The sequence below is a fragment of the Coleofasciculus sp. E2-BRE-01 genome, assembly GCF_040221695.1.
GTDB lineage: Bacteria > Cyanobacteriota > Cyanobacteriia > Cyanobacteriales > Coleofasciculaceae > Coleofasciculus.
Window position 1 is genome coordinate 1 of sequence record NZ_JAVKEA010000016.1, and the last position, 5,830, is coordinate 5,830.

The following is a 5,830-nucleotide window of genomic DNA, read 5'->3' on the forward strand; positions in this document are numbered from 1 at the left end:
ATCCACAATGTTTTTTTCAAACAGGTTCCGTTTAATACATAGCTCCCCAAAATTGCTCGCTTTCCCCCACACCCCACACCCCATACCCCACACCCAGTATCCTATCGTGGGTAATGTGGCTTAAGTTGACACCCATGGGCAATGCCGTGCCCCTACCACGTCTCAAGGATAATGAATTGGATGGGGATGATGTAGCTTCTTTGCCCTTAATAAGCCCCCTCATGGAAAAACACCACCCTCACCGTCTCAAACAAAATCTGAATATCCAGGGACAGTGACCAATTCTGAATATACGTCATATCAAACCGAAACACATCCTCAGAATCCTTAACATTAGACCGACCCGAAATCTGCCATAAGCCCGTGATCCCTGGTAACACCTCATGGCGAATCTGATGATGTTCCTTAAACCGTTCCACATCCCGTAACGGTAAGGGACGAGGACCGACCAAACTCATTTGCCCGAACACCACATTAAATAACTGAGGTAACTCATCCAAACTATACCGCCGCAAAAACTGACCCACGCGAGTAATCCGAGGATCATCTTTCAGCTTAAACAACACCCCTCCAGGCATCTCATTTTTTGCCTCTAACTCCCGTTGCAACTCTGCCGCATTAGCCACCATGGTGCGAAACTTCCAAACCTTAAAGTGTTTTCCTTTCAAGCCTCCCCGTTCTTGTTTATAAAACACAGATCCGGGAGAATCTAATTTAATGGCTAAGGCTACCCCCAGCATCAGCGGACTAATTAGCAGCAAAATCACCACTGACGCCACCAAATCAAAACAACGCTTAATCCAAAAATCCCCACCAATAATCGGCGGAGTCCGAAATCGAATCGTGGTCAACCCATCAATCATTTTAATGTCTGACCACTGGCTGGGAAGCTCTAGCCGAATTGGTAGAACTCGTAAATCAATCCCCGCATTTTTCAAGTCCCAAAACAGAAAAATTGGGTCGGGAATCGAGTGCCAAGAACAAATAAACACTTCATTAATTCCTGAATTTTGCAGCATGGCCAACGTCTGTTGCCATTGTTCAGGATTGCTCCTTACTGATAGGTCGGCTTCACCCTTGATCTTGAATTGATCAAATTGCTCCAGCCGCTGTCGTGCTTTTTCCAGATCCTCTGGATTTCCCAACAAGAAAACCGCTTGACGTAATTTGCCACCGTGACGTAAGTAGATGATGATGCTATGAATCAAAAATCGTTCGCTAAAGACCAAAACGAGAGAAAAAATCCAAGCCAGCAAAAAGGTGGAGCGGTGTAGGACTATTTCCGGTTCATAGATAAACGCGACATTCAAAATAATAATTTGACCCAGAGTTAGCGCTTTGATCAAATTCAAGAAACTACGCCGTCTATCATCGGTACTATAGAGTCCTGATGCAGCTAAAATTCCCAGGTATAAGGTAACTATTAGTAATAGTAAGCCCTGTGACTGGTGAAAGATATCCCCTAGCTGATTAAAAGCATGAATCGGTTTCCCTAAGTAATCCGCTAAGAGCCATGCCAAACATAGCATAGTACTATCCAGAAAAACTAAGACGAGTACTCGTAGCCAATTAATGTAAATACCTTGTCGTAGCTTGGCAATTAGAGGTGCACGGAGATCTAAACGTTTCATTTCATGATCTTGATTCACTGTATCTACCATGGTTACGATATCTCCCCATTTGGAAACACACTATGATTGTTTTGTATCATGAAAATTTTCCGCGAGGATTATTCGTGACAATTTTTAACCAAATGAGCGTTAGCTGCAACGTTGGCTCACACGATCGCGTCGATTCCCTCAAAGCTTTTCGTGTCAGTCCTGTTCGGGGAAACGTCGAGACTTCTAGTCAGTAATTTGCTGCAAGAGTTGCTCAGCCCGGATTGCCCATTCCTCGTTCCCCTGGTTTCTGTACAGATTTCGGGCATAGTCGAGAACTTGCTGGGCATCACGTAATCGATTCTGGCGCAGAAAGACTAACCCTGCCCCATAATAAGCATTGGCATAATTCGAGTTACTTTCAGCCGATTGGCGAAAGGCTTCTAACGCTCCATCTAAATTGTCCTGTTCAAATAAAATTGACCCTAGATTATAGTAAGCTTCTGGATATTGGGGGCTGATTTTGATGGCTTGCTCAAATGCTGCTTTTGCCTGATCAAGCTGCCCCTGTCGCAGATAAACCAGTCCTAAATGATAAGCGGGTTCTGGCGCATTGCTGCTCAACTGCATCGCGTTCTGGAACGCCGCGATCGCAACGTCATACTCTCCCAATTCAGATAGCACCAACCCATAATTATAATGGGCAACCCCCAACTCCGGATCGAGTTCGATCGCCTGTCTCAACGCCTCCCTGGCTTGGGGCAAATTATTCCCTTCCAACAACGCTGCCCCTAAATTCGCGTAAGCTAGAGCAAACTTGGGATCGATCTGAGTCGCCTGGTAAAACGCATCTGCAGCAGCTTGTAACTGTCCGGCTTGACGCAAGGCTAATCCTAAATTATAGTGCGCCGGAGCAAGCTGGGGGTTGAGTTGTGCCGCTTGGCGAAACGCCGCGATCGCGTCGGCGACATTCCCTTGCTGAATTAACCTCAATCCCTGATTTAACTGTTCGAGTGCGGCGGGTTGGGTTGGCTTCAGGGGAGGAATAGATTGAGCAAGATAGTCTGTTGTTTCTGTCTGGAATAGCAGTACAGGGGTGCAGGGGTGTAGGGGTACAGGGGTGCATGTAGAAACCTGCCATGGCGCGTCTGGGTTCATGGGAACGTTTCCCACCTTATCCGACGCCAGAGAATGATTAGCAGCAATTGCACCGACGCTAATACTCAGCAACAGTAAGCTTAATTGATAGTACAAGGCAGAAGGTTTTTTACGGGTACGTGGGTGTTTCATCATTCAACTGAATCTTATCTTAAACGTTTTCCCCGGCTTCCCTACTCAGCCAGCTATCATTGTTAAAAAAATATTAAGTTTATGTGGCGCTAAAATTATACCATTTTTCTACAAAATTAACTGTTAAACCAGAGAATATACAGAAAAATTAGAACTCATTGATAGAAAGCAACGTTACTTTAACCTAAATAGTAATTTTCCTGACCCAACTGGGCTGAGAGTATCAAATTGAGGGCAGAACGCGCTAATTTGATAAACAGAGAGTTGCTCATCTGCTCCATATCCATAAATGCAAATGTGATAAATGCCACAGATGGGCAGATTAAGAGGTGAGCCAATCGCTTAATTTAGAGAGCAGACAAGACCTCACGCCCTTAATCGATTACTTGATTAACATTAGTCTGGGGGAAAATCATGAACCAAAACGCTGTAACAGCCATCCGTAATGTGGCAATTGTTGGTCCCTATTTGAGTGGTAAAACCAGCCTGTTAGAAAGTTTGTTGTTCGTTACGGGGGCGACATCTCGCAAAGGCAACATCAAAGATGGAAACACCGTAGGCGATGCCATCGCCGAAGCACGCGATCGCACGATGACGGTGGAGATTAATGTCGCCGATACCGAATATCAGGGCATTCGCTTCAACTGGATTGACTGTCCGGGTTCGATTGAGTTTGCCCAAGAAACCTATAATGCGCTCATGGGTGTCGATGCCGCTGTTGTCGTCTGTGAACCCACGAGCGATCGCGTGCTGATGCTCGCCCCCTTATTCAAGTTTCTGGATGACTGGAAAATTCCCCACCTCGTCTTTGTCAACAAAATCGATCAACTCTCCTGTGACGGGGGAGCCTGCGGTCAATCCTATCGCCAGATTTTAGACGCCTTGAAAGGGGTATCCTCCCGCCCCATCATTCCCCATCAGTACCCGATTGGCAAAGGAGAACAGCTAATCGGGTTTATTGATTTAGTCACCGAACAAGCGTTTCATTATCATACGGGCGCTCCGGCTGACCCTGTACCCCTGCCTGAGTCCCTGAAAGACGCCGAACATGCCGCACGGGAAGAAATGCTGGAAGCCTTGGCAGATTTTGATGACCACTTACTCGAAGAACTTCTAGAGGAAATTGAACCGCCCCAAGAGGAAATTGTCAAAGACCTAAAAATGGAATTGGGTGCAGATTTAATTGTGCCTGTATTTATCGGGGTGGCGGAACAAGATTATGGGGTGCGCCATCTGGTTGATGCCCTACTACGGGAAGCCCCAGCCCCAGAAGCCACGGCGGAACGTCGGGGATTGACGGGTAAAGGTGGCGCAACAGTGGCGCAGGTGCTGAAAACCTATTACACTCCCCAAGGGGGTAAACTGTCCTTGGCGCGAGTTTGGACGGGTCAACTCACTGATGGTGCGGTTTTGAATGGAATTCGAGCTGGAGGATTATACCATATCTTTGGTCAGCAACAGCAGTCTACCCCAGAAGCAAAGGCAGGTGATATTGTCGCGATCGGACGATTAGAGGGGATTCAAACCGGTGACACTCTGAGTACAGAGGAGAAGGGAGCAAAAGAATTACCGAAAGCCCCAGCCATGAAACCCGTCTACGGTTTAGCGATTATCGCCGAAAATCGCAAGGATGAAGTTAAACTCAGTGGAGCGCTAACCAAGCTTTTAGAAGAAGATCCGGCGTTGGCTTGGGAGCAGCATGAGGACACCCATGAAATTATCCTCTGGGGACAAGGTGAAATACACCTCAAAGTGGCATTAGACCGACTGCGGCGTAAATATAATTTGCCGATGAATACTCACCTGCCTCGCATTCCTTATAAAGAAACGATTCGTAAATCTACATCCTCCCACGGGCGCTATAAGCACCAAAGTGGCGGTCATGGGCAATTTGGGGATGTGTACCTAGATATTAAGCCCATGGAGCGCGGTGAAGGCTTTAGCTTCTCGGAAACCGTTGTCGGTGGTGTTGTCCCCAAACAGTATATTCCAGGTGTTGAGACGGGGGTGCGGGAGTATTTGTCCCAAGGTCCTTTAGGCTTCCCGGTTGTTGATGTGGCGGTTACGTTAACCAATGGGTCGTATCATTCCGTCGATAGTTCCGAACAGGCGTTTAAACAAGCCGCACGAGTGGCGATGACGGAAGGGATGCCCAAGTGTAATCCGGTACTGTTGGAACCGATTATGGCAATTCAGGTGTCTGCACCAACAGAGTTTACCTCGAAAGTGCTGCAACTGATATCCGGGCGTCGGGGACAAATTCTCAACTATGAACCAGTATCGGGTTGGAACGGATGGGACTGTATTTCTGGGTATTTGCCTCAGTCCGAAATGCATGACTTTATCATAGAGTTGCGATCGCTCACGTTGGGGATTGGCTTCTTTAACTGGGAGTATGATCATCTCCAGGAAGTTCCGGGTAAGGTGGCTGATAATGTACTAGCGGCTACGGGGAATGGGAATGGCAACGGATAAACGCTGAGATCAAAAACACACAACAGGAGAGTCTGAGGGTTTTCGCCCTAATCGCTCAATCGCATTTGCCTTCAACTCTCCTTGCTTCTTGTTCACTCCATAGCTGTCATTGAAAAGAATCTAAGCCCAGAGATAGGTATATCTCTCCACAAAGAGCAACTTGTCTTGCCTAGTATCAAATCCGGGTTGATTACCCCCTTTATAACCCAGTCCGCGCAGGCGGACTACCCTTCGGGAAGGCTTCGCATACATTTGTATAGCAGCGATTTTAATCGCCGTGGCAAAAAGGGGGTTAACTAACAGTCGGTAAATATCTAGACAATTAGTGACATAACTAGACATTTTCTCGGATATAATCAGACAATGTCTAGTTTACCCTCCAACAAGCAGCTACTCGACTTTGTTTGTGTGACGGTCTTGCACGTTGCACCGATGGGAACTCAACGGCTAGCATACAAGCTTCTAGG

General features: G+C 46.9%; 3 protein-coding genes. 1 reads left to right on the plus strand and 2 read right to left on the minus strand.

Going from position 1 to position 5,830, the window contains the following annotated elements; genetic code table 11:
* Window positions 1–206: 206 nt before the first annotated feature.
* The gene (locus tag RIG66_RS02120; RefSeq protein WP_446374761.1) at window positions 207–1,661 is read right to left on the minus strand and encodes a sugar transferase; all 1,455 of its coding nucleotides are present in this window, start codon (window positions 1,659–1,661) and stop codon (window positions 207–209) included.
* A 183-nt stretch (window positions 1,662–1,844) separates the two neighbouring features.
* Window positions 1,845–2,891 (minus strand): tetratricopeptide repeat protein, encoded by a 1,047-nt coding sequence (locus RIG66_RS02125; RefSeq protein ID WP_446374763.1) that lies wholly within the window; start codon window positions 2,889–2,891, stop codon window positions 1,845–1,847.
* Between the two features lie 411 nt (window positions 2,892–3,302).
* On the opposite strand from RIG66_RS02125, the gene RIG66_RS02130 reads away from it, so the two are divergent.
* A complete protein-coding gene (locus RIG66_RS02130; RefSeq protein WP_446374765.1) occupies window positions 3,303–5,363 on the plus strand; it encodes an elongation factor G in 2,061 nt (686 codons plus the stop codon).
* Window positions 5,364–5,830 lie beyond the last annotated feature (467 nt).

Coding starts and splice junctions, on each gene's coding strand:
- RIG66_RS02120 (WP_446374761.1), bottom strand. CDS start 1,661: ATGGTAGATACAGTGAATCAAGATCATGAAATGAAACGTTTAGATCTC.
- RIG66_RS02125 (WP_446374763.1), bottom strand. CDS start 2,891: ATGATGAAACACCCACGTACCCGTAAAAAACCTTCTGCCTTGTACTAT.
- RIG66_RS02130 (WP_446374765.1), top strand. CDS start 3,303: ATGAACCAAAACGCTGTAACAGCCATCCGTAATGTGGCAATTGTTGGT.